General features: G+C 56.9%; 12 protein-coding genes and 2 tRNA genes. 6 read left to right on the plus strand and 8 right to left on the minus strand.

Annotation, left to right across the window (positions count from 1 at the left end):
• Positions 1–111: 111 nt before the first annotated feature.
• Positions 112–184, minus strand: a tRNA-Ala gene (locus RQ935_RS05640).
• 33 nt (positions 185–217) lie between these two features.
• Positions 218–294: transfer RNA gene (locus RQ935_RS05645), tRNA-Ile, on the minus strand.
• Positions 295–605: 311 nt separating this feature from the next.
• Here RQ935_RS05645 and RQ935_RS05650 point away from each other — a divergent pair.
• Positions 606–866 carry a CopG family transcriptional regulator gene (locus RQ935_RS05650; RefSeq protein WP_311497538.1) on the plus strand — a complete coding sequence of 87 codons (261 nt, stop codon included), beginning with the start codon at positions 606–608 and terminating at the stop codon, positions 864–866.
• A gap of 316 nt (positions 867–1,182) precedes the next feature.
• On the opposite strand, the gene RQ935_RS05655 is transcribed toward RQ935_RS05650, so the two are convergent.
• A complete protein-coding gene (locus RQ935_RS05655) occupies positions 1,183–1,668 on the minus strand; it encodes a prolyl-tRNA synthetase associated domain-containing protein (protein ID WP_298633830.1) in 486 nt (161 codons plus the stop codon).
• A gap of 89 nt (positions 1,669–1,757) precedes the next feature.
• Positions 1,758–1,943 carry a hydrolase gene (locus RQ935_RS05660; RefSeq protein ID WP_311497539.1) on the minus strand — a complete coding sequence of 62 codons (186 nt, stop codon included), beginning with the start codon at positions 1,941–1,943 and terminating at the stop codon, positions 1,758–1,760.
• A gap of 745 nt (positions 1,944–2,688) precedes the next feature.
• On the opposite strand from RQ935_RS05660, the gene RQ935_RS05665 reads away from it, so the two are divergent.
• The gene (locus RQ935_RS05665) at positions 2,689–17,778 is read left to right on the plus strand and encodes a VaFE repeat-containing surface-anchored protein (protein ID WP_311497540.1); all 15,090 of its coding nucleotides are present in this window, start codon (positions 2,689–2,691) and stop codon (positions 17,776–17,778) included.
• A 182-nt stretch (positions 17,779–17,960) separates the two neighbouring features.
• On the opposite strand, the gene RQ935_RS05670 is transcribed toward RQ935_RS05665, so the two are convergent.
• Both RQ935_RS05670 and RQ935_RS05675 read right to left on the minus strand, forming a co-directional pair.
• Positions 17,961–18,857, minus strand: a complete 897-nt coding sequence (locus RQ935_RS05670; protein WP_311497541.1) for a rhomboid family intramembrane serine protease — start codon at positions 18,855–18,857, stop codon at positions 17,961–17,963.
• A 48-nt stretch (positions 18,858–18,905) separates the two neighbouring features.
• Positions 18,906–19,427 (minus strand): peptidylprolyl isomerase, encoded by a 522-nt coding sequence (locus RQ935_RS05675; RefSeq protein ID WP_296180250.1) that lies wholly within the window; start codon positions 19,425–19,427, stop codon positions 18,906–18,908.
• A gap of 189 nt (positions 19,428–19,616) precedes the next feature.
• Between RQ935_RS05675 and RQ935_RS05680 the strand changes: the two genes are divergently transcribed.
• Positions 19,617–20,048, plus strand: a complete 432-nt coding sequence (locus RQ935_RS05680; protein WP_311497542.1) for an acyltransferase — start codon at positions 19,617–19,619, stop codon at positions 20,046–20,048.
• Positions 20,049–20,291: 243 nt separating this feature from the next.
• Here RQ935_RS05680 and RQ935_RS05685 read toward each other — a convergent pair whose 3' ends face one another.
• Positions 20,292–20,564, minus strand: coding sequence for a cell division protein CrgA (locus RQ935_RS05685; protein WP_299294914.1), 273 nt, complete (start codon positions 20,562–20,564; stop codon positions 20,292–20,294).
• A 113-nt stretch (positions 20,565–20,677) separates the two neighbouring features.
• Here RQ935_RS05685 and RQ935_RS05690 point away from each other — a divergent pair, with 113 nt between their 5' ends.
• Genes RQ935_RS05690 through galE form a run of 3 tightly spaced genes read left to right on the plus strand, consistent with a single transcriptional unit; the run spans position 20,678 to position 23,404 of the window.
• A complete protein-coding gene (locus tag RQ935_RS05690; protein WP_311497543.1) occupies positions 20,678–22,153 on the plus strand; it encodes a class E sortase in 1,476 nt (491 codons plus the stop codon).
• Positions 22,154–22,170: 17 nt separating this feature from the next.
• Positions 22,171–22,326 (plus strand): hypothetical protein, encoded by a 156-nt coding sequence (locus RQ935_RS05695; RefSeq protein ID WP_282922427.1) that lies wholly within the window; start codon positions 22,171–22,173, stop codon positions 22,324–22,326.
• A gap of 52 nt (positions 22,327–22,378) precedes the next feature.
• Positions 22,379–23,404 carry a UDP-glucose 4-epimerase GalE gene (galE, locus tag RQ935_RS05700; RefSeq protein ID WP_311497544.1) on the plus strand — a complete coding sequence of 342 codons (1,026 nt, stop codon included), beginning with the start codon at positions 22,379–22,381 and terminating at the stop codon, positions 23,402–23,404.
• A 266-nt stretch (positions 23,405–23,670) separates the two neighbouring features.
• On the opposite strand, the gene RQ935_RS05705 is transcribed toward galE, so the two are convergent.
• Positions 23,671–26,349 carry an FtsX-like permease family protein gene (locus tag RQ935_RS05705; RefSeq protein WP_311497545.1) on the minus strand — a complete coding sequence of 893 codons (2,679 nt, stop codon included), beginning with the start codon at positions 26,347–26,349 and terminating at the stop codon, positions 23,671–23,673.

Raw genomic sequence — 26,349 nt, forward strand, 5'->3', positions numbered from 1 at the left:
CCTTACACCGCAAAGAAAAACCCGAAATAAAGACACACAAAATGTTACTTAACCCAGATTTCGGGCATACAAAAGGACGCCCACTTTGTATCAAAATGAGCGTCCCTTCAGTGGAGCTAGGGGGACTCGAACCCCCGACCCTCTGCTTGCAAAGCAGATACGCTACCAGCTGCGCTATAGCCCCGTTTGTTATGAAAAAACCCCGACTGTTCGGGGTTGGTGGGCCTAGCTGGGCTCGAACCAGCGACCTCAGTCTTATCAGGACTGCGCTCTAACCAACTGAGCTATAGGCCCTTTGGGCACCAGAAGATACTACCCGAACCCGCTATCTTGCGCAAATTCGCGGGGTATGCGGGGGTACGCACCGGTATGTGCTGACGATGTCACAAGCGCGGTGGGTTGCATTGGGTTTTCACAAGCGCGGCGGGCCCGGCATGAGTTGCGGTTCTCACAAGCGGGGTGGTTACAGCGTGGGTGTCTCCGCCAGGGCTGGTGGTGTCACAAGCCACGTCTCACTGTGAAAATGCCTTGCACGCTTTAGTAATACAATATATGTCATACGTAATGGCAACCAGGAAAACATTGAGAGAGGTAGGGCTGGAAAAATGAATTGGACTGCGGCAAACGGCACGACCTACAGCGATGAACAAATCGAGCAATGGGCCACCGCCCAAGAGACCGAACCCGAGTACACGGGCTCGCATCTCGCCCCCTCCAAGCCCGGTAGGCCCGTTACCATCGGAAAAAACGCCCAACCTTTCACGATTCGGTTGGACGAAGCCCGGAGAAACAAAATAACCGCCTTGGCCAAAAAAATGAACACCACTCCCAGCGGTCTGGTGCGCGACCTCATCGACGCTATGTAACCGGAGCTACCTCGCGCTGGGGTGTGCTGACGATGTCACAAGCGCGGTGGGTTGCGTTGGGGTTCTCACAGGCGCGGCGGGCCCGGCATGTGTTGCGGTTCTCACAAGCGGGGTGGTTACAGCGTGGGTGTCTCCGCCTGGGCTGGTGACGTAACAACGGGCTGGGCGTCCGCGTTGGCGACCTGACTCGGCAAATAAAGTCCGCCAACTAGCGTGGATCTGCGTCACCCGGTGTGGACCGCTCGGCCAACCGTTCCGGCTCGGCCAATAAAGTCCGTCAGCCGACTAAACCAAGCTGCGAAGCCGGAGGGCGGAATTACACTTCCACCAGATGGTATGCAATCCCCAGCTCGTCATAGAGCCGCAGGAAATCCTGGGTCCCCAGGAACAGGGTGGCGCGGTTGTCGCCCGGATGGAAGGTGAAAATTTCCTCCTGCATCATGGCTTTGTCCAGGTAGAGCGCGACCGAACGGTGGCCGGGGTCAATCATGCCGAGGGGCGAGACGACTCCCGGTTCCAGGCCGAGGGTCTGAGCCAGCAGCTCTCCGGACCCGAACGAGAGGCGGCTTTCCCCGACTTCGCCGGCAAAACCTTTCAGGTCAATCTGTTTATACTCGTCTGTAATTAAAAGGTATGTGCGGGTCTTTTTGCGGTTGGTCAGGAACAGGCTCTTGGTGCGCACACCCTCGTGGCCCTCGATATATTCGTCCGCCAGCTCGATGGTCGTGGCCGGCGGGTGTTCCACCAGCTTGTATTCGACGCCGTGTTCCTGCAGGGTTTCCAGTATCTTGCTGCGTTCCATAGGTTCCTCGGTCTGGTGTGATGCCCGGTGTGAGGGTGAAAAAAAGACCCACCGGTTTGCGGCGGGTCTAAAGGCTTTTGCTCACTGTTCTAATCAGCGCTGACCTCTACCATGACCTGTTCGTAGTCGCCGTAGGAGATTTCTACGGGCTGTACTTGAGTGTTTCCGGTCGTGCTGGATTCGTGGTCGGCAGCCTGAGCAGGCAACAGGGTGCTCAAAGCCACCACCAGGGCGAGCGCCACGGCGGCCATCATGCCCTTCTTTTGTGTCTGCATGGTTCCTCCAGATTCAATCCTCGCGGTCAGTTGATTACGGACAAGTCCAGCATCAACGCCGCTATACAGTTAACTATACCCTATTTTCAGGAAATTACAAGTGCTTTTTTCAAATTCTTTCACCGAGTTTTTTCGCGGTTTTCCGGGGGTTTCCATTCAAAACATATGGTCTCTCCGTTTCACTATGTGAAACTCGACACCCTGAGGCTTAAGGAATCCTGAAAATGTTTGGTCGGTTTTGGTGGTCGCGGCGGCGAGTTTCTGGGTTCAGGTGTTAGAGGTGTTTTCACAAGGTCGGTGCGGCAGCGCCGGTGCTCTTGGTCTGTTTTTGCGGGCAAAAGCGCCGTTGGAGGGTGCTACTCTCAGGTTCGAATTCGATTTTTAAGGTTATTTTCAGGTTCGCGACAAAAACTGTGGAGATTTGCAGAAAACCGCCGTTTTTACTGTTTATTTGCCGTTTTGCTAGCTCGGGTTGAGGTGACAAACTCAGCTTTGTATTCTTAGAGAGCGCTGAAAACTGCCGCTAATTTTCGCGAAATTTGCCCTGTTAAGCTGAGTTTTCCTAAAGGAAAACGGGGGTTTGCCGAACGCCCCTGGAGTGATAGTTAGATTGTCAGCACAATCCTGGAAAGACTCTTGGAGATAGCTGGGAAACCTGGTATTCTTATCACTGTATATAAGCAGGTGAAGTGTCCCCAAAAGGGCTAAAACCGAAGAAATGGCTAACAAATGGAGGTATTTGAGCATGAGTGCTATAGCCAAGAAACCGCGGCAAAACCAGCCCGGAAAGCCCACTTTAGTGAGCTTTAAGCAACAGAATAAAAAGAGCCGAAACTGGACCGCGGGGTTGATTGCTTCAGCAATCGCCGTGGCGTGGGCCGTTGGCGGCTTGGTGATGCCTTCCTTGGCGGCGACTCCGAACGCCATGGCTTCGGTTCATCCAACGGTGAACGTTTCGCCCGATGCAAACTTTAATGTCGGTTCCAACGGTAATGTGCGCTACAGGTTGGCATATACCGGACAGTTGTTCTCGACTAAAGACCCGCAGGAAGCTGCGGCGCACTACGGCGAGACAGCCCAGGTCGGGGATTTCACAGCTCACTACCTGCCCAAAGAGTGTATTACCAAGGCCACAAAAGTCGACAGGAACGGCACCCCATTCTGGGATGGTTATGATGCCCTGGATCAAGTCGCGCCTGACCGTGGCATTATTGCAAAAACTAAAATTGCTTCTACCACTGAGAAAGGTTTTGGCGCGTGGGTAATCTTCCCCGGTAGTTCCTCCACTACGCTACCTTTTAACCCCTCAGGATCTTCCAGCCAGGCGGCTTCCTCCAGCCGTTCTGCTGTTTCCGCTGTTGACCCTGAGGAAGATGAGGATACTTTCACCCTGAACTTAGAACCCATCGAAGGCGAAGCGATGGCAGCGGCTGGCGCTCCTGCAGATACGGGTGCGACTCAGGCGCGTATTTTTGCTCAGACTTCCGACCCCTCCAGCGACCCGGGTACCTCCACCGCGTCCACCGGTTCCACCACTGCTCCGCAGTTGCCTGCCAGCCCGCAGGAATCGGTTGAGCCTGCTCCTCAAACTTCGGAACCCTCAGCGGAGCCATCAACTCCGGTGGCTGGTCCAAATAAGGCGCCGTCCGCCACCCCGTCCGCAACGGTTACTTCCGGCGCGGTTCCTTTCGCTTACAAATTTGAGCCCAGGATGAAAGAAATCAAGCTCAAGTTTGATCCCAGCGTGGACAAAGACACCGCGATTGCCGCCTTTAATAAACAGGTCGATGACGCTAAGACAGATGTGTTGAATCAGCTGAAAGAGTTTATGAGTGGTAAGCCTTTTGATGATGCCACCAAGGAAAAAATGGTGGATAACATCAACGCCCAGTTCGATAAACTGCGCAAACAGGGCCTGGACTGGTATGAGCAACAGTACAGCAAAGCTCCCAGCGCCTCTAAGTTCCCCGGCATTAAGGCTTGTGAAGAAAACGGACCTATCGTTCCCGTGGGTTCATTTATCTTGGTTAAGAACTGGACAGCCGACAAGAAAGGCCAATCGAATGTCTGGCAATGGGGGAAAAAGCATCGAAATGAAGGTACGGCAAATCATCCCGCAATTGATTTCCTGGCTCTGTATCCCAGCGATAATACGAACTCTTTCAAAGTAGACGGACAGGCGAGTTTCTGCGTGGAGCCTTTCTATGGTTTCCAAACTGGCGGACACAAGATTTACACTGACCCTTCCAAATCCACAATCTACTGGGCTAAAGATAACCCTGAGAAGGCAGAAACCGTTAAGGCCCTGGCTTGGCATTTCGCCAAGAATAGTAATGGCGCCAACTGGGGTCATTACCAGAACGCAATCTGGATGGTCATTTTTGGCATTACCGATAATGGGCGTGCCTGGAACCTTGACAAGATGTCATGGGGTGATGCGGGAGTTACCGATGTCAAATCCCTCATTGAGCAAGCTCGTACTGCATACCAGAATCGCCCGGATGGCAATGTCATTAAAGCTCTGGAAACCATGCACCTCGACCAGGTGTCCCTGGAACCGGCTAAAGACGGCACGTCTCTGTTGACCGTGCAGTTGAACGATTACGACCCGAACTCACCTGAAGGCCAGTACATTGGCGACCAGGTTTACCTCAAGGTGGAGGGTGCCACTGATCAAAATGGTAAACCCATCGAAAAGATTAGCTTGAAGGATGCGGTCAATGGGGTGACCCTGAAGATTGCCAATCAGAACGCGTTTAAGATTTACTTTACGGGTTCGGTAAAGGATGTCGAGAATCCTTACTTCATTGATAACCCGGATGGGCCTACCCAAGGTCAGGTCGTGGTGTTAAAGAAGAACCTCGATGTCTCCGGGCTACTGGAAGTATCTTGGACTCATGTTCCCGAACCGAAGCCTTTCATTTCCACCACCGCGAAGGTGAACGGCGCTGACTCGCTGCCCGGCGCGGAAACCGCCACGTTCTCCCGCGCGGATGAGGTCATCACCCTTACCGATGATGTGAAGTATGAGAACATTCCTACCGTCACCGGTAAGATGTATCTGATTGGCAAACTTACAAAGGTTAGTGACAAAGTCACCACCAAGGTGTTCAGTCAGGAAGTCACTATTAGCGGTAGCGACACCTTGAAAGGTCTGTTCCCGTATCCGGTGAAGGCCTCCGAGGTTAAGGACGGCGACAAGTTCTATTACGAAGAAATCCTGGCGACTTCCGACCCGAAGTACGTTGGCGGCGGACAGATCGATTCTGACTACGGCAAGCTCAACATCATCGCCCAGCACACCGGCGAGACCGCGGATCAGACCGTTAACATCGTTAAGAACAAGGCTCAGCTGACCCTGACCAAGGCTGCTGACGGCGCTGCTGATAAAGCTAGCGGCAACGTGACCTTCCACGTCACTTGTGATGATGGAACGGATCAGACCCTCTACGCTCCGGCTAAGGGTGGCGCGGCCAACACGGATAGCACCAAGGCGGGAACGCCTAGCATCATTGAGGTGACCCCCGGAGACAAGTGCACTATCGAGGAAACCTACCGGTCCGCTCCGGTCAATATGTCCGTCGCTCCCAGTTGGTCTGCCACCAACGCCACTCAGGACGGCGATGCTGTAGCGACTACTGATGGTTATAAGGCCACGTTCGTGATGGGTCAAGCTGGTGACATCAGTGTCATTGCGACCAACACCTATCAGGAAAAGACTGGCAACTTCAAGGTTACGAAGATTGTCCAGGGTTACGACAAGGATGCCGCGGCGGCGAATGCCAACAAAGGCGGCAAGTTCGAGTTCACCTACACCTGTGATAACGGTGTGGCTGGCGGAAGTTTCTCGCTTCCCGAGGATGCCGCTACCGACACGGATAGCAACCCGTGGACTTATGAAGTCAAGGGTCTGCCGGTCGGCACCAAGTGTACCGTTACCGAAACCAAGCCGACCGCTCCGGAAGGCTACAACGTAGTCGTCAAGAACACGAATGCTGCGGGTACGACCACTGAGTCGGACACGGTTGCGGTGAAACCGATTCAGGATGGCTCCACCCACGGGGTTGCCTTTACCAACTACTACCAGCCCGCCGACGCGGCCTTCAGCCTGCAAAAGGTGGCCAAGTACGTCAATGGGGATAAGGGCAATGTTGACGGTAACTTCTCGCTGAGCTATGTGTGCGAAGGCACGACCGGGAAACCAGTCAGTGGCAATGAGATTGTCCCTGCTAATGGCGCTCCGGTGGCCGTCAAGTCTGGCATTAAAGCCGGCATGACCTGCACCATTAAAGAAGATACGAACAGCACCAAGGTGACTGGGGCTAACTTTAAGTCCTTGACCTTTGGGCAAACCGGATTGTTGCCAGCCGACATCTTGGAAAACTCCGCTGCTGGATTCAAGTTCAAGGTTCCGACCAACGGCGCAACTGTTGTGGTGACGGCGACGAACCTCTACGAACACAAGATGGGTTCGTTCAAGCTGACCAAGACGGTTAAGGCTGACGGTGCGAACCCGCTGAAGGACAAGGCTTTCGCGTTCCGTGTCACCTGCGGTGATGAGGATCCGATTACCTTTAGCCTGAAGAACGGCGAGACCTGGACTTCGAAGTCCTACTTGGCAGATACCGAGTGCATGATTCACGAGGACAACCCGTCCACCCCGGCTGCTACCAGCACGGTTGAGTACACCAATGCTCAGTCGCTCGGTGGAGACGACGCCAAGGTAGTCATCAAGGAAGGCGAAAAGCCCGCGGTGAGCGTTACCGCCGAGAACACGGTGAAAGCAAACTACGGCAAGTTCTCTGTCACCAAGAGTGTTGACGGCGACGCCAAGGCCGAAGCCACCAGTTTTGCTTTTGATTACAAGTGTAACGATGATGCTAAGACCAACGGCACCCTGGACTTGAAGGCTGGGGAAACCAAGACCGTTGACAACATCTTGGTCGGCACCACCTGCTACATCAAGGAAAAGCCGGTAGAGATTGACGGCGTCACCGTCACCCCGTCTTGGGTGACGGACCTCGCCAACGCCACCGGCACTAACGCTGGCTTCAAGCAGTTCACCATTCCCGAACAAAAGGATGGCAAGGCTCAGGTGTTGAAGCTGGAAGCTAAGAACACCTTGGATTACGACAAGGCGAGCTTCACCATTAAGAAGGTCGTCCAGGGCGGAGCCACCTTCAAGCCCGATGCCACCTTTAAGTTCACTTATTCTTGTAAGGCCCCGAACGGTAAGACCTACACTCAGGCCACTCCGTTTGGCTCCCAGGCCAAGGCTGACTTCATCGAAGTAGCCCCCGGTCAGGAATCGGCAGCGATTGTGGTGCCGAAGGACTCCAAGTGTTCCGTGGCTGAGCCGAAGACTCAACTGGACGCCACCAACAAACAGCTGGTGAATGATCTGAACGCGAACCCGTTGAAGTATGTGTCGACCTCGTTCGTTCCGGCAGGTAAGGACCTGGCGTCCGGTGAACAGACTGTGACTCAAGGCAACGTCTTCCAGTTCGCCGCTACCAACGTTTACACCGAAAAGATGACCGGCTTTAAGTTCTACAAGGCCGCCCTCACCGGTAACAACGCTGGTAACCACACTGAACAGTTCTACTTCAACTACTCCTGCCAGACCCCGGCCGGAGCGGTTAAGAACGGTGTCGGTTACGACCTGAGCGTCGGCAGCGACCCGGTCACGGTCGAGAAACTCCCCGTAGGCACCAAGTGTGTCGTGTGGGAGAAACCGGTAGTGGCAAAGGCTAACGAAAAGCCCACAACCAAGTGGACCGTTGGCTCCGCTGACCCGGTTGACGGCAAGGAAGTCAAGCCTTTCGATACCAATGCGAGTGCCCAACCCAACGGCGTGGCCTTCACCGTGGATAAGGAAGACGAAGCGCTGATGATTGGCGCCACCAACGACTTCACGGTGCCCGACACCAAGCTGGTGGTCAGCAAGACCGTCGTGGCTGGTAAGAACACCAACGTTGGCTCTAAGGAGGTCAAGCTCTCGGCTACTTGTAAGTACCCGACTGATAACGCCGACCACGTCATCATGGACGGCAAGACCTTTAAGAATACTGACAAGGCCGAGTTCACCACTGATGTGAACGGCGTGAAGATTCCGGTCGGTGCGACCTGTACCATCACCGAATCTGCAGACAGCGCGAAGGTGGCCGGACACATCTGGACCGTGGAGATGAAGGAAGGCGAAAACAGCATTTCCAAGACCGCCACCGGTTCCGTGACCCTGGGCACCACCGACGGTAAGACTGTTGAGGTCATCAACACTTACACGCGCGAGCTGGGCAAGTTCAAGATTATCAAGGCGGTTACTGCCGCCAAGAACATCACGGTGAAGGAGTCTTATGACTTTACCTACACCTGTGCTGACCCGAACGATGACACCCAAAAGGTGGAAGGCAAGGTAAAGGAAGTCACCGATAAGGGCTACAAGTTCGCAGAGAACATCCCTGTCGGTTACAAGTGCCACATCACCGAGGATCAGGCCGGTGCAAAGACTGAGGAAGGCTCGACCCTGTCGGCTACTCTGTCGAAGAACGACTTCGTAGTAGACAAGGACAACGTCGTTGAGGTCAACGTGACCAACACCTACTCCAAGGCGAACGGCAAGTTCAGCGTCACGAAAGCGATTGCCGCTGACTCCACCGCCTCGATTACCAACGGCTCATACAACTTCGAGTACTGGTGTGTGACCCCGGACGAATCCAAGATTGGTACCCAGGATGCCCCCATCAAGTTCAACGTTGAGGCGGGCAAGACCTGGACTTCCGGGGATATTCCGACCGGTTCCAAGTGTTCCATCCGCGAGGTCACCCCGAGTGGTAATACCGCTGGCATAGCTGCCGAAGTGTCCTGGTCCTTGAATGAATCTACGACCACGAAGGGCGTAGAGCCGACTCCTTACACTGCAGTCGGCGCTAAGGGTAACTTTGTGTTCGGTGCCGAAGGTACTACCGCCGGCAAGTTCACTATCGGCAAGGACGGTTCCGTAACCAACCTGACTGCTACGAACAAGTTGACCTACAAGGAAGTCAAGCTGTCGCTGCAGAAGGTGGCGGAAGCCACTTCGGCACACGGCAGACTCGACTACTCCGTGGATAACTTCAACATGAGGCAGAATTACAACGAGTACTACCGCTACATGAACCGCGACTTCGTGAATATGCACGTCACCTGCAAGAGTGGCGATAACACGGTTGTCGATAAGACAGTCAAGGTTGATGTCAACGGCAACGTTCTCGACTTTGGCACGGTGCCTTACAACTCGAAGTGTACGGTAGCGGAGCTGGACGATGAGAGCTTTAACGATAAGAACGCTCTCCAGTACGGCGGCTGGCGTCACAAGGCTGAAATTTCAGCCACTGATGCCAACGGCAAGGCTCTGGCCACCCCGGTTAAGTACGCCTTTGATATGTTGCAGCCTGATGGAGAAAAGGCCGCTATCACCTTCGATGTCACTTCCGAAGCCAACGTCTCCGTGAAGATGCTCAACCGGTGGGATTGCTACGCCAGCATTGAAACTGACTTGGATGCTCCTGACCAACAGGCTACTGCTGACGGTCACCGCATCTTCCAAGACGGCATCAAGGTAATCGATGTTAAGCCTGGTCAAGATCGGGTTAAACTGACCGATAAAGTTACCTTGAAGAATGTCACTCCGGGCAAGACTTACACGATTGTGGAGCGTTTGTACTCCACCAGCCAGGCCGGACAAACGGGTCTCTTCTATGACGGGTACCTCCCTTGGAAGAGCGAAAATGGAGCCAATTGGGATTATTACGCTGAGGAAGTGACTGTTCCCTCAGGGGCAACTGATTTCACTAAGGAAATTTCCTTCACGATTCCGGTTGAATTACTGAAGGAACACCCCGAAGGTATCGCCGCTGGCATTATGGTGTTCAACGGTGGAAACCCGATGCAGCTGAATCAGTGCACAAGGTGCTTGGCCTATGGTTCTGAGCTGACGCTACCGAAGGCTCAATCCATCATCCCGCGGTGGTCACCGGATATGTGGACTATCGCCTTCGACAGGACGACCAATTCGCGCGTCTTGTCTACGAACAAAGAGACTGTACCGACACAGAAACAGAATCTGACTGATAATCTCACGTACACCAGGGTTCCTGCAGGTGATTACGTCCTGTATGGCCGCTTGGTGCAGACGGATGATACCAGCAAGTCTGTAGTGGACAATGCCAAGACGATTACTGTTCCGGGTGGACAGAAATTCTTTGGCAAGAATCGTGTAGATAACGAGTTCACCCTGCAGACCGCTAACCTGACTCCCGGTGCCACATATGTGATGTTCGAATATATGTTGCCGAAGGATACGGATACTAACAGCCTCGCGGGCAAGACCCCGGCTGAACTGCAGGATATGTCTAAGGCAGCAAACCTGCCCTTCCACGCGGATGTAAAGGACATCTGCCAGAAGCTGTACACGCCGAAGTTAAAGACGACCGCTTCGATTGACAAGCCTGTGACGCCGGCCGTTGCGGACGACGCGACGGTTACTGTCAAGGATGTGGTCAAGTGGACCAACCTCGCCGGAGGTCGGACCTACACCCTGACCGGTACCTTGCATGTCAAGGATGCTTACGGAAACGATGCTGGTGCGCTCAACGATCCGGGCGCAACCGCAACCAAGACCTTCACGGTCGACGGTCCGCGCGATGCCCTTGTCAAAGAGGGTGAGGTCGAACTGACCTTTACCGTCAAGGCTAAGTCCCTAAAGACCCAAACAGTTGTGGCCTTTGAGGAAGTCAAGGATGGCGATGTAGTCGTAGCGACTCACTCCGATATCACCGATGAGGATCAGACGGTTTACAGCCCGTCAATCGGCACAACCGCGAGCGTCGAGGGCGGTGCTGCTGAGGCTGAGGGTGCTCGTGCCGCAACCGTTGACATGACTAACGCCAAGCCGGTAAAGGATTCCAAGACTAAGGAACTCTCCGGCGTAGTCGTGAACGATAAGGTTGCCTACAACTCCATCGCTCCGGGCGAGTACATCATGTACGGCCAGCTGATGAAGATTAACGGCAATAACACCACGCAGGTTCAGACCACGTTTGAGCCGCTGAACATCGCCAAGGATGCTCCCGCCAACGGCACGATGAAACTCACCTTCCCAGGTGTGAAGGTCGTGAGTGGTGAGAAGTACGTAGTGTTCGAGAAACTCTACAAGGCGAGCGACTTCGACCAGACGGCCGGAAAGCCCACCAACCCGGAGGCTACCGTTGCTGAACACGCTAACCCGAAGGACGAAGCTCAGACCGTTTACGTCCCCGGCGTCACTACTGACGCGAAGGACGGCGACGGCGACAAGTACGTCGATCCGACCCAACCCATCAAGATCATTGATACCGTCACCGGTTCCGGCCTGATTCCGGGCAAGGAATACACCATTGACGGCGAGTTGATGATGGCCGACGCGGACGGCAATCCGGTTCACACCGGTGTGTTCAACAATGACGGAGACGTCAAGGTTGTTGCCGACGCGAATGGCAAGTTCCAGAAGGACCTCACTTTCGAGATGAGCGTGGACAAGGCCAAGGAGCTGGGTCTGTGGGTTGACGAAAACGGCCAGCCCACCCCGACGGGCAAGGATCTGGTGGTCTTTGAAAACCTGAAGCTGAACGGCAAGCCCGTGGCTATCCACCACGACATCACCGATGAGGCTCAGACGGTTCACTCCGGCGGGATGCAAACTTCCGCGAAGGACTCCGACGGGAACCAGACTATGATTCCTGGTCAAAAGAACGCGGTCATCACCGATACCGTGACGTTCACCGGCAAGTTCGAGCCGAACCACAACTACACCCTGGTTGGTGAGTTGCACTACGTCACCACCGACAAGGGTGCCAAGTCTGACGCCGGCAAGGTGCCGGGTGTGACTGTGCAGCCGGTGAAGGTTACCTCTGACGCGAAGGGCGTCATTGGCGAGCAGACCATGAAGTTCACGGTTCCTGCTGACAGCATCGTAGAGGGCAAGGACCTGGTGGTCTTTGAGACCTTGCACGATGGCGACGCCACTGGCAAGGTTGTGGTCAAGCACACCAACCCGAACGACCCGGCGCAGACCGTCAACGTGGTGAAGAACTCCATTACCACCACCGCTTATGATGGCGGCAAGGATGGTAAGGGTTCGGATAAGAGCGATAAGAACCTCGACAATTCCCATGCCAAGGTCGTGATTTACGACCTGGTGGATTACGAGGGTCTGCAGGTAGGCAAGGAATACACCGTTACCGGTACCCTGCACTACCAGGCTGACGCCACTTTGGCCGGCGGAACTGTGGTTCACGCTGGAGACCCGATTGCCGACCAGTTCGTCACGGTCACGCCCGCGAAGTTCGTGGCTAAGACTCCGTCCTCGAAGGACAAGGATGCTGTGAAGGCCATCGTGAAGTTCGAGGTGGATAAGGCCGCTCTGGCGACCGCCCCGGTGGTTGTGTTCGAAGACCTCATGGATGGTGACGCCGTTGTTGCTACCCACCATGAAATCAACGATGACTCACAGGTCGTTTACAACCCGTCCTTGGCTACCGTCGCAACCGTGAATGGTGCCAAGCTGGTTCAACTCCAGAAGGATCAGAAGGACGTTACTGTTGACGACAAGGTGACTATCACGAACGCCGCTCCGGGTACCTACACCCTGAAGGGTAAGCTGATGGCTGAGGACGGCAAGACCGTCATCGCGACCAGCGATGTCCCGAACGTCGAAGTCACTAAGGGCACGACTGACAAGGATGTGACCTTCACGATTCCGGCTGACAAGGTCAAGGCCGGCGCGAAGTTCGTGGTCTTTGAGGAACTCGTGGACGCCAAGGGCGAAGTCGTCGCGGAGCACAAGGAGATGGCATCCTCTGAGCAGACCGTAAGGGTTGGCTCTCTGGAGACTACCGCTACCGATAAGGCTGACGGCGACCAAGTCGCGGACAACACCAAGGCAGTCACCATTGTTGACAAGGTTGACTACTCCGGTTTGGATCTGGATGCCAAGTACGCCGATGGCACGCCCAAGGCCTACCTGCTGTCCGGTCAGTTGATGGATAAGGAAACCAAGCAGCCTGTGCCTGGATTGGCTCCGGTGGAGCGAGTCATCGGCCCGGCAAACTCGGTTTACCGTGCGGATGGTCAGGCAGACCGTCCGGTCGAGAAGGTTATTACCTCCGGTACTGGCTTTGAGCTCCTGGAGTTCGAGGTTCCGGCGAACTTGATTCTGGGCAAGCCGGTCGTGGTCTTCGAGACCGTGTACCAAGAGGGCAAGGAATACCTGATCCACCACGACATCAACGACGACTCGCAGACTGTCTGGGCTCCGAAGCTCGCCACTAAGGCCAGCGCTGAGGGCGAACGTGGTCTGGTCATTGCCGACGCTAAGTCGACGGTCAAGGACACCGTGACCTTCACCGGTATGAAGGTTGACGAAACCTACGTGGTCGTTGGCGAACTGTGGAACAAGACTCAAAACAAGTCCACCGGTATCAAGGTGACCTCGAAATCCTTCAAGGCGACCGAAGCGACCTTTACCAAGGACGACTTCATGACCTTCGAGATTCCGGCCGGTACTGTGGCCGAGAACGACGAGCTGGTCGTGTTTGAGACCCTGTACCTCGGCGAGAAGGCAGACGGTCCGGCTGAGTCTACTCACCAAGACAAGGACGACCCGGCACAGACTGTTGGCTCCGGCGTAAAGCCCGACATTAAGACGGTGCTGAGCGTGGATGGTAACCGTGCGGCTGGTACGACTATTGACCCCATTCCGGTCGACTCGAAGCAGCTGGTTGATACGGTCAGCTACGTTGGTTTGACTTCGAGTGTCAAGTACACCTTGAATGCGACCCTGATGGAAATCGGACCGGACGGTAAGGTCAGCGACACCGGTATCACCGGCACCGCCACCTTCACCCCGACCGCGTCCAGTGGCACTCAGCAGGTTAGCTACAATGCCATCCCGGCGGGTACGCTGAAGCCCGGTTACAAGTACGTGGCTTACGAACAGCTGATTCGCACCGACAAGCCGAACGAACCTCCGCTGAAGCACGAGGATCCGAAGGATTCCGACCAGACGGTAGAGACCTCCTACAACCCGAGTATTGAAACCGACTTGGCTCAGGACGGCACCCAGGTCATCGCGACCGATGCGGCGCTGGATCTGCAGGATAAGGTGCAGATGAAGGGTCTCATCAAGGGTGAGAAGTATGTGCTGGTTTCCCGCCTGGTGTACAACGCCGGTCAGCCTAACGAAACAGTTTTGGCAGATGGCCTAGAGAGGTTCACCGCGGATAGCGTGGACATGACCAAGGACATCAAGTTCAACGTGACGGCTGATAAGCTGAAGGCTCCGATGGAAGCGGCCAAGGATGCTGGCACCGAGTTGAAGCTGGTGGCGTACGAATACCTGACGCGCGCCTCGCTTGTGACTGGCGACGACGCTACCATCAAGGCTAACGTTGCCACCATCACGTGGGATAAGACGCACGCAGAACCGAATGACGGTCGCCAGACCGTGACGGTTGTGGACGTGCCGCATATCGGCACCAAGCTGGAATACGAAGGCCAGAAGGTTGTTTGGGAAGGCGATAACGTCAAGCTGACGGACTACGTTGAGTTCTTCAACCTGCTGCCTGATACCGATTACACCCTCAGCGGTGAACTCAAGGGTATCGCGGCTGACGGTACGGTCAGTGACACCGGTGTGGTTGGTACGGGCACGTTCCACACCCCGAAGGCAACGAACGGCGCTACTCGCGTGAGCGGGACTATCGAGAACAAGACAGCCGCTACTGTCGAGTTCACAGTACCGTTGAGCGTCTTGAAGGCTAACGATAAGTTGGTGGCTTTCGAATCGCTGCAGCTGAAGGGCAAGCTCGTCGCGGATCACAAGGATCCGAAGGATGAGAACCAGATTGTGAAGGTCAAGCATCCTGGCGTGGGCACCCTTGCCAGTGTTGACGACAACAAGTCAAACCTGACGGTTTGGGAAGGCGTCAACAAGGAAGGCAAGAAGGCTCCCGAAACCTACACGATTCACGACGTAATCCGCATGGCGAACGTCGAGGAAGGCAAGACCTACGCTCTGGACGGTCAGGTTTACAGCAAGACCGCCTACGATGCGGGCAACACTGGTTCCTTGGCTACTAACGCGAAGACCGTAAAGGTCACCGCGAGCATGGCTGTGGATCCGAACGCTGAGGAAATCGCCAAGTACGGTAAGGATGTCAAGGTTTACCAAACGACCATGGACATCACCGTCAAGGCTGCGGACATTAAGTCCGATGGCGATAACCTGGTCGTGTTCGAGCAGCTGTGGGCGGAAGGCACGTATGAAAATGCTGACGGCGGCAAGGTGACACCGAAGGGTGACAACAAGCCGGTGGCTACGCACAACGACATTACTGCCGACTCTCAGTCCATCACCGTGAACCGGCCTGAGTTCGGGTCCTTGACCCTGACCAAGGCTGTCACCGGATGGGATGAGAACACCGCGAATGTCGAACGCACCAACGCGAAGTACGTGTTCACGGTTACCTGTACCGAAAAGGGTTCGACTGACACGATTACCCTGCACGAAGGTCAATCCGCGACCATCGACGGTATTCCCGTGGGTGACAAGTGCACCATCAGCGAGAATGTCCAGAATGCTGAAGAGCAAGCCGGACTGAAGGACACCGTGAAGTTCACCGAGGCCAACGGCGTCACCGTTGAGTCCACGAAGAACGGCGAGGGTACAGTGATCGTCGGCGGCACGCCGAACGGTAAAGACCGCGTTGCGAACGTGACAGTGACTGCTGAAAACGTGTTCACCAACGAAGTCACCATCGGTACGCACACCACTGGTAAGTTCGATAAGAAGGCCAGCAATGGCGACACGATTACCGACCTGGTGAAGTACCAGAACTTGCAGGGCGGCAAGTACCTGCTGCACACCTACTTCGTCGAATACGACAAGGCGGGCCAGGCTCAAAAGATTGACTACGTCCCCTCTGAGGTGCGCGAAGTCACTGTTGAGAACGGCTACGCTGTGGGTGGTCACAGCGGTACTTGGACTATCGATGTGAAGGTTCCGACCGAGCTGATTCAGGAACATAAGACGGTCGTCTTGTGGGAAGACCTGTATCGGATGCCGAAGGATAGGGATGCTTTCGAGACGCAGTTGTCCAAGTTGCCGACCGGCAAGACTGCTGCAGGCTTGATTGCCTTCCACCATGAAGAGAATCTCGCTTCGGGTAAGGGCACTCAGTGGCTCGAAGTTTCCACCCACTTCGGTGGATTCCAGGTCACCAAGGTAATCAAGACGGCTGCGGATCTGCCCGCTGACGTGGTGGCTAAGATTCCAACGACTTGGAGCTTTACCTACGAGGCTAAAGTGCCGAATGGTAAGACCGCCAAGCAAGGAACCGCTCTGAAGGGTAGCTTCAACCTGACGGTTGACCCGAAGGATCCGAGCAAGGCTGTCAGTCCGCGGTTCGACGGCTTCCCGACTGGTACTGAGATAACCATTACGGAAACCGACGCCAAGGCGCAGATTCCGACTCAGGCAAAGTGGAAGGTTACGTGGAAGTCTGAAGGCTGGACTGATGGTGCCGAAGGTACCACCAAGACCTTCACCATCACCCCGGCTGCCACTGTGAGCGTCACCGCTCTCAACGAGTTCAGCTTGGTTACGCCGACCTTGGCGACCGTGGCTCGCACCGCGGACGATGGCAAGATGCTCAAGCCGAGCGAGGACACGGCTGTGGTCGATACCGTCACCTACACCAACCTGGTGCAAGGACGCGACTACTGGCTCAAGACCGAACTGGTTTACGTCGATGACACGGCTGACCCGAACGACAACAAGCCGGTGCTGGGTGCCGATGGCAACCCGCTGGTGAAGTGGACGAAGGTCACGGCTGAAACCGACAACAGCGAGTGGGTCGTTGACAAGGACAAGCCGATGGTGGTTCCTGCCGACGCTAACCCGGATGCTGACGTGGTATTCTTCGAATCTCTCTACGAGATGACGAAGGACGGCGCAGAGCCCAAGGCCAACGACAAGCCGATTGTGGAACACCGCGACAACGCTGATCCGAAACAGATCATCACTCGTCGTCCGGCTCTGGACCTCCAGACCACGGCTGACCTGTCCGGCGGCAAGGCGATTACCGCTGGTGAGGGCGCGACCGTGAACGATACGGTGACCTACAACGGCTTGAAGGCTGGTGCTGACTACACCTTGGTTGGTACCTTGGTCAAGAAGTCCGACGGCTCCATCGTTGGTTCGCCTGTGACCGTGGCCGGCTTGAAGGCCGAGGCTGACGGCTCCGGCAGCTGGAAGATGTCGATTCCGCTGACCGCGAAGGACACGGCAGGCTTGGCTGATGGCGAGAAGCTGGTCGTCTTTGAGAAGGCCTACGCTGGTAACCTGCCCAAGGCTGGTACGGCTCCGACCGGCACCTACACCCCGGTTCTGGCTCACGAAGATCTCGAGGATGCTTCGCAGACCGTGAACGTGGTGAAGCCGACTGAACCGCCGCACACGCCTGGAACGCCTGGTACTCCGTACACGCCTGGAACGCCTCCAGTCGAGTCTAAGACCACGACTCCTCCGGCTCCTCCGGTGAAGTCCGAGACGACGAACCCGCCGAGTAACCCGCCGAGCATCCCGGTTGCCCCGGCAACCACCCTGCCTCCGATGCACCCGAAGGTTCCGCCAACATTGGCTCGGACCGGTGCGCAAGCAGCAATCTTTGGTGGCTTGTCCATCCTGATGATTGCGGCAGGTGCAGGGATTGGCCTGCTGGCGGCACGGCGCAAGCGCCAGTCTGACGCGCAGTAAGCGGCATAAGCCCTAGGCTACTGAAACGGCGAGGTCTCACGACCTCGCCGTTTCAGCTTATGCGCGCCTTTAAATCAGCACCATACCTGCTTGAGTGTTCCTAAAGGTGGAGAATAGCCGGGTAGCTGCCAATAATGGCAGCTACCCGGCTATTCTCCCCTTATAAGTCCGCTTCTGGGGAATTATTTAAAGAAACTGTAGATAGTCTCGTAGTTGAAATGGTAAAAAGCCCAGTTACTCACTAGCAGCACGGCAAAAACTCCGCCGTAAACCGCGAGGTCACGCAGCCGTGTGGTGGTATTGGTGACTCGGCGAACCACGGGAGTGGCCGAAGCGGCTGGGGAATCCGCCCCGTCAGGAACCCTTGCATCGGAAATTTCTGGCGCCTTCGAAGCATTCAGCGTGTCCGGTGCGTTCGAGGTAGCGGGGTCTGGATTCTGCAGTGGCTCGGGCGCGTTGGCCGCAAAGTGAGTGTCGTCCGAGCCCGTGCCCGGAACTGCTACGTAGGTCGCGTGACGCAGTACCCAGCCGGTGTAGGCTCCCAGCACCAGACCCACCGCTAAGCCCCCCAGATGGGCCACCCAGGCGACGTTAGGAACCATGAACCCAATGACAAAGTTCAGCCCGATTAAGGTCGCCATTTCCGTCCAGGGCAGGCGCAGCACCTTTTGAATCGCCAGGACCATACCAAAGAACCCAAAGACCGCCCCGGACGCGCCCACCGTGGGGGTAATCCAGGCGTTCGGGTCGACAAAAACGGTCAGGCATTGCGCCATGAGCGCCCCGAAAGCGCTGATGACAAACGCTAGAGCCAGTTTCACGTGGCCCACGACCGGTTCTAGCGCCCTGCCGACCACCAGCAAAGCCCAGGTGTTAAACGCCAGGTGGAACGGTGTCGGCACCGCGTGCAGGAACGCCGCGGTGATGAAACGCCACGGCTCAAACAGGCCCAGGAGCGGCAGGAAAGCGAAGTTCTGGATGACTCCGGGGATAAACAGTTCGGCAACCCAGACGATGATTAAGGCAATACAAAGCCCCCAAGTCACGTAAGGCTTAGGGGCTGTTGCGGTGTTTTTCATGACTTAACAGTACATTCAAAACCGCCGGAGTGTCGGGGTCAAACGGGTTTACTCCGTGATGTCGATGGACTCAATCATGACGTCCTCCAGGGGACGATCCGAGCGGTCCGTTTGGGTCGCGGCGATTTTGTCCACGACAGCGCGGGACGCATCGTCCAGGACGCGGCCAAAAATCGTGTGCTTGCCGTTGAGCCAAGTGGTCGGGGCGACCGTGATAAAGAACTGGGAACCGTTGGTGCCCTGGCCGCCGCGCGTGCCGGCGTTGGCCATCGCCAGCAGGTAAGGTTCGGTGAATCCCAAAGCCGGGTCGATTTCGTCGTCAAAGACGTAGCCCGGGCCGCCGGTGCCGGTGCCGATGGGATCCCCTCCTTGAATCATGAAACCAGAGATGACCCGGTGAAACACCGTGCCGTTGTAAAGCGGGTCCGTGGAGGTTTCCCCGGTAATCGGGTGAGTCCATTGACGCGCACCGGTCGCCAGGTCGGTAAAGTTCTTTACTGTGACCGGCGCGGATTGCGGATAAAGTTCCAGGCTGATGTCGCCTGCAGAAGTGTGAATTGTTGCTTGCATAGTTCTATCTTTTCATGCACGCGGCCCGGGCGCAAAGCAATTTTAGGCACCCTCAACGCTAGCGGCGAGGCCCCGCTGTGGGCCGGTCAGGAAAAATGAACAGGCCTATTTCCTGCAAAAATTCAAAATAAGAGGCAAAATAGTACCAACCGTGTCCATTCGGCTCGGTGTGAGTGAAAGAAGGATCCAATGCTGGATAACTTGTCGAAATGCATCGATATGGACTGCATGAAGCGAGCCGGGGAAGACATGGCACTGAATGCTGCCGAGGTTGCTGGGAAGGCTCGCGGAGCCGTCGGGGACTTCGGCACTAAGGTGAGAACAGACCTCCTGCCGCGGGCGCAAGCCGTAAACGAGGCAGTGTCGAAGGCAGTTGCCGGTGACGGCACTATTGCCGAAAAAGTTTCCAAAGCGAGTGAAGGAGTCAAGTCAGCTATGAACCCCAAAAAGAAGTGCCCGATTCGTCACCCCTGGTTGGCGACTATTCTGTTGACCGGAGCCGCCGCGGTGGCTGGGTTTATTTTGTACAGTCGCACCCGTCCTGTCGAGGATCCCTGGGCTGAGGAATCCTGGGAGGACATCGACGACGATGACTTGGTCGTTGTCGCCGACGACAAGTAAAAACAAACTTCAAAAAACCGACCGGCTGACGCTGCCGGTCGGTTTTTTAGCATTCCCCCCGGCTTTGCTTTCGCTGTTATTGTTGTTGCTCGGAAAACGAAGGGGCGGAGCCCAAGCACGAGACTAGGGGGTGTGCTTTTCGTTGCAAACGCAACGAAAAGTGAGGGGGGTTCGTGACCCCCCTAGGTCTCGCGCGGGTCTCCCCGAGTTGGCGAGCAATAAAAAATTAAGCAGAAAAAAGCCCTATTTCCACCACATCAACATGATGAAACCGACCATGATGACGCCGAATCCCACCGCGATGTTCCAGTTACCCAGCCCCAACAGGTTAATCCCCGCAGTTTGCGCCAGGATATAGTGCAACACAATCCACAGCAGACCCACGCCCATGATAATCAGGGCCGCCGGAGCGTACCAGCTGGGGGAGCGTTTCATATCCTCAGTCCACGAGGGACGCAACTCGCTGTCAGACTTAACTACTTTCGAGGCGCGCTTGCGCTTTTTGGATTCGGGCACAATGACTCCTTGTGACAAAAGATTGCTTAACAGGTTAATGATAACCGTAAGCCAAAACCTTTGGAAATTGGTAAAATTTGGACGTTGGTTTATTCGCGCGTCAAGGGGTTGGAATGAGTGAAGAGCGTCCCGTACCACAGCGGTTTCCCTCGCGCCGTCAGCGCCGCGAGTCTCAGGAACCGTCTGCCGCACCGCTGTCACCCGCGCCACTGTCGCCTGAGTCACTGTCGCCCGCTCCGGGCCAGCCTCCCGCGGTTCAGCCTCCCCAGCCGTCCGGGGTCCCTCCTTACGGGGCGCAGCCGTCCTCGCAGCCGTCTGTCCGACCGCCCCAGGTTTCTGTACAAGGGGTCACAAGGGCGGTTCCACCTGCAGGTTTCCAATCTCCGGCCGATACTTCGGGCGCGGCTCGACCCGCGTTGCCCCACCCTAACCGTCCGGTTCCTCCCGGCGTACCGGCGCGCAACGCGGCAAACCCGCCGGTTCCAGGCTTAGCGAATCCCCCGGTTCCAGGCCTAGCAAATCACCAGGTTCCCGGCGCGGCAAACCCGGCGGTCCCCACTTTTGCCCCCGCGCCTTCGCGCCCCCAGGCGGCCGCGACACGACCCGCAAACCCCGCGCTCACCCCTGGTGAACCCCCTGCAAAACCACAAACCCGGCTGCAAACCTCGACCCGCTCCCCGGAACAGGGCACCGCGACAACCGAGCCCGCCGAACCCACCGAGTCAGACGAAACAACCGCCCCGGCAAAACGCCGGCGCACCCCCGTATCGGTCCTGGTCATGAGCGGGATTGGACAAACCATGCTGACGGTCGGGGTCGTCCTGGGACTGTTCGTCGTGTGGCAGCTCTATGTGACGACCTGGCAGGTGCAGGGCGCTACGGCGGCCGCGGTGCAGTCTTTCCAAAGCTCCACCGCGAACGACGCGACCGCTACGACCGAAGTACAGCGCACCGACCCGCCTCCTGGCGTCACCATTCCCGCGGTGGGCCAAACTTTCGCCACCCTGCACGTGCCGCGTTGGGAATCGATGGTTATCCCCATCATGCAGGGCACGAACGAAGCCGTGCTGGACACGGGCTATGCCGGACACTACACGGACACGCAAGGGCCGGGAGAGCTCGGCAACTTCGCCTTGGCCGCCCACCGGCGCTCGTACGGAAACTCGTTCCGCCGCGTCCACGAGCTGCAGATCGGCGACCCGCTGGTGGTCGAAACCTCCCAAGCCTGGCTGGTTTACCAGGTCAGATCCACCGAGATAGTCCTGCCGTCGCAAGGAGACGTGATTTACCCGGTACCTCACGAAGCGAAAGACACCGTCCCGCATGAACGGCTGATGACCCTCACGACTTGCCACCCCGAATACGGCAACACCCAGCGATTCATCGTGTATTCCAAGTTTTCCTACTGGGTGCCGCGCACGCAAGGCCGGCCTTTCGCGCTCAAAGGGTTGGATGCAATGAAACAGGCCGGTCAGGGCACCGCTCCGGAGGGGCCGCAGGATGGAACTAACGCGCCGGCGAGCGACCCGAACGCGACTGCCAAGCCCGGCGATGCCAGCCCCGCGCCGGCTGAGGGCTTGGCCGGGTAGACAGAGAGGAAACCAGGATGTACAAATGGCTGTTTGCCGTGATGCCCGGCCCGAAGTGGCTGCGCTGCATCGAGATGGCGATTTTGGTGCTGGCGGTGGTGGCCGCGCTGTTCCAGTGGGGATTCCCCTGGGCGGTAGAGACTTTCAACCTCAACCCGAACACCGTGAACTAGGGCCTCAACCCGCCAACACAGCGGGGACCCTTGTGAAAAACGAAAGGAAAAAATGAGCAATAAAACCATTCTGGTGGCCGGGGGAGCCGGATATATCGGCACACACACGCTGATTTGCCTCTACGAGGCGGGATACCGTGCGGTCTGCGTCGATAACCTGTATAACTCCAGCGCGGAAGCCATGACGCGCGTCTCAGAAATCGTGGGCGAGACCATCCCGTTCTACCAGCAAGACGTGCGTGACCTTGACGCTTTGCAACGGATTTTTGCGGCTCACCAGATTGACGGGGTCATTAACTTTGCCGGGCTTAAGGCCGTGGGGGAATCGGTGGCCAAGCCGGTGGAATACTACGACAACAACCTCAACGCGACACTGTGCCTGGTGCGAGCCATGCGGGATCACGACTGTCACCTGATGATTTTTTCCTCCTCCGCCACCGTGTACGGGGCCGATGGGGTGTCTCCGCTGAAAGAGACCTTGCCGACCGGCACCGCTACGAACCCCTACGGCTGGTCCAAGCTGATGAACGAAATCATGCTGCGCGACGTGTGCCATGCCGACCCCGAGTTTTCCGCCGTGCTGCTGCGCTATTTTAACCCCATTGGGGCGCATCCCTCCGGCCGGATTGGCGAGGATCCCAAGGGCATCCCGAACAATGTCATGCCCTACATCACCCAGGTCGCCGTCGGTAAGCTCGAAAAACTGCACGTCTTTGGCGACGACTACGACACCCCGGACGGAACCGGGGTACGCGACTACATTCACGTCATGGACCTCGGGCGCGGGCACGTGGCCGCCATTGATTACGGGCTGAAACATCGGGGCGCGAAGGCGATAAACCTGGGTACCTCGCAGGGGTATTCAGTGCTGGAGTTGCTGCACGCGATGGAGCGAGCCTGCGGCAAACCCATTCCTTACGTTATCGACGGACGCCGGCCAGGAGACATCGACACGGTTTACGCCGACGCGAGTTTGGCGCGGGAACTGCTGGGCTGGGAGGCCCGCCTAGGTTTGGACGATATGTGCCGAGATTCGTGGAATTGGCAGTCGCAGAACCCGAACGGCTACGCCGGCTGAAGCGCTTTTGTGGGCGGCGACCCGCTGGCGTGGGTAGCGCGGAAGGCGTGGTGACTTGGGTGGCGTGGTGACTCCGTTGGCTCGGGGTGCCGCCAAGAGTGCCGCACAGGAGTGCCGTTCGCGCGTTTGCTTATCCGAGTGTCTGATGAGCGGGGTGCGCCCGCCCAGAGTTGGGGTGCTCTCGCCCGAAGTGCCGCCCAGGAGTGCGAGTCGGAGATTCGCCTGGAGCCAGGCACCGCGGTTGAACCTGGCGGTAAACCCCTGCGCTAATCGGTAGTGGCGATGGCGGCAAGGGTCGGGGTACGCACCGCCCGCAGCGCCGGACCGAGGCTGGCCAAAACGGTGGCGACCAGGGTCAATACCACCAAGATGAGCAAGTGCTCAGAGCTGACCACCATACTGCTGATACCACGAGCAGCCATGATGCGTTGCAGTCCAAACGTGGCGCCCAGGCCGGTGAGGATCCCCACCACCAGCGCAAAAATGGCGGTCAACAGGGCTTCGCCGACTATCATCGCGACCATTTTCGGCCCCGACAGCCCCAGCGCTTTCAACATACCGATTTCGCTCAAGCGTTCTCCAACCGACATAGCCAGCGTGTTCATAATCCCCACCAGCGCAATAATCAGCGACAGCGCCAACAGCCCGTAAATAATCGCCAAAATCATGTCAAAAGACTTATTGAGCTGAGTGTTCAAATCAGCTCGGGACGCCACGGTGACCGTACCCGGAGCAATGGCGGCGACCTGGGATTTTAGTGTGTCGCCGAGAGCTTTCAGGTCCGTGCGGTTTGTAAAAATCACGCCGGTGTTTGCAATCTGACCTGCCGGGTGCAGCGATTCCAAATCGCGAGGATGCACCACCAGGGTCGCGTCAACCAAGTTAGAGGCGCTGAATAAGCCGCCTACCTTTAGGGTTGCCTGTTCCGAAGTGGTTGACGTCAGGGGGGTTAAGGTCGCGGAATCACCGAGCTTCAACCCCAACTTGCGGGCGGTTTTGTCTTCAACCAGCAGTTTGCCCGGAGCGCTGACAGCGCGGCCCGCCACTGTTTTCAGGGTCACTCCGGGTTTGGTGTCGGGAAGGGCGGTGACGGTGACATTGTGGGAATCACCAGGTCTTCCGGTCGTTTTGTCGTTAGTTCGCAAGGTCAGGGGGGCTTGCGCGAAAGTCTGGACCGCCGTCACTCCCGGGGTGTTTTCCCAGCTGGAAACCAGTTCGTCCGGAATACTGTGTCCGGCTATGGCGAGACTGGGCTGAATCAGGAAACTGGCGGTCAGCTCCGCGCCGGCCGTCCTGGTAAAGGAGGCCTGCAGGGAGGTCACCAGCGAAGATCCGGCTGCGACCAGCATGACGCCAATCAACAGGGCTCCCGCCGTGGTGGCGGTGCGTTTGGGGTTGCGCCCAAGGTTACCGACAGCCAACTCACCCACCGGACGCCACAGATGTTTAGCGAGCCTTCCCAGCAGCGCCGCAAAAGCGCTGACCAGCAACGGCGCCGCCGCCAAAATGCCTACCACCACGAAAAACACGCCGCCACCGTAAAGGATGGACCGGCCCTTTTGCGTCGTGGTAAAGACGGAATTAACGGCACAGATGGCGGCCGATAGGCCGAGGGAAATAGTGATGATTACCACCAGCAGGCGCCACCCCCAGCGCAGGTCCCCACCGCTTAGCGCCGTGGACATAGCTTGGACGGGTGGGGTCGCCGCGGCACGCCGGGCCGGGCGTAGCACGGAAACCAGAACGACCGCCAAACCGGCTAAAACCGTGAGCGCCAGGGTCGAGCCGGAAACAATCCCGGAGGTCAAAAAGTTCATGCCCCGCAGGCGCAAAATCCGCATAATCAGCGCCACCAGTCCCCAGCCCAGCACAGCCCCGAGGAGGGAACCAATCAGGCCCGCCACGAAACCCTCACCCAGAATGATGGCAAAAATTTGGCGCGGCTTAGCCCCAACCGCCCGCATCATCGCGAGTTGACGTGTTTGACTGCGCACCGTGGCGGTGAACGTGTTAGAGACGATGAAAGTCGAGATGAACAGGGCGACACAAACAAAGACCAGCAAGATATTCGAGACGAACCCCAACACGGGAGCCATCAGGTCGGATTGTTCCGCGGCGTAGTCCGCAGCGCTTTTGACCTTCCAGCGTTTGTAATCGTTCGGGAAAGCCCCTTTCAGACCGGTTTTTAGGTTTTGTACCAGGCGGTTTGGCTCCACACCGGGTTTGGCGCTCACCGCGATTTCTGCGGTGAAACCTTCGGGGGTGGTGGCCATCTGACGCATGACTTCCCCGGGAAGCTGCAGCATTCCCGTTCCCAACAGCGGCACGCCGTAATCAAACAGGCCGCTGAGCCGGTAGGCGTACTTTTGACCACCGATGATGGCATAGATTCGATCCCCGGTGTGCAAGTCATTGGTTTGTGCAAACGATTTTTCAGCCGAAATTTCACCGATAGTCGATGACTTTTCACTGGCGGCACCGTCTGTAGTGGTTGACTCGGTTGTCGTGGTTGTCGCGGTGAGGGGCTGGGTGGGGGCCTTCGGGGCAGAGCCGGTCACATACTTGGCGTCCGGGCGTGCGCTTTGAATTGCGACCGTCGGATTGGACCCAATCGTTTCATTATCCTGATCCAGCAGGGTCGCCACCAGATAGAGCTGCGGTTCAGCCGATTTCACCCCGTCTATGGCTTTGATAGCGTCGAGTTCGTCCCAGGTGACCGGGCGGGGCACATTTTTCAGTCCGGAATCATCGCCGGAAATGCTGGGGGCACTGACAAAAGCATCCCCGTGGGTGCCGGAGTTAATCAGCGCCGTCATGGTGTCGGACAAAATCCGGTTGAAAGTCAGGGTCCCGGACAGAAAAGCCGTGCCCAGCGCCACCGCCAACAGCGTCATCAGGTACTTGCGCCAATGCGCCTTAAAATCCAGCCAGACGTATCTGCGCAT

The sequence above is a fragment of the uncultured Mobiluncus sp. genome, assembly GCF_963511525.1.
GTDB lineage: Bacteria > Actinomycetota > Actinomycetes > Actinomycetales > Actinomycetaceae > Mobiluncus.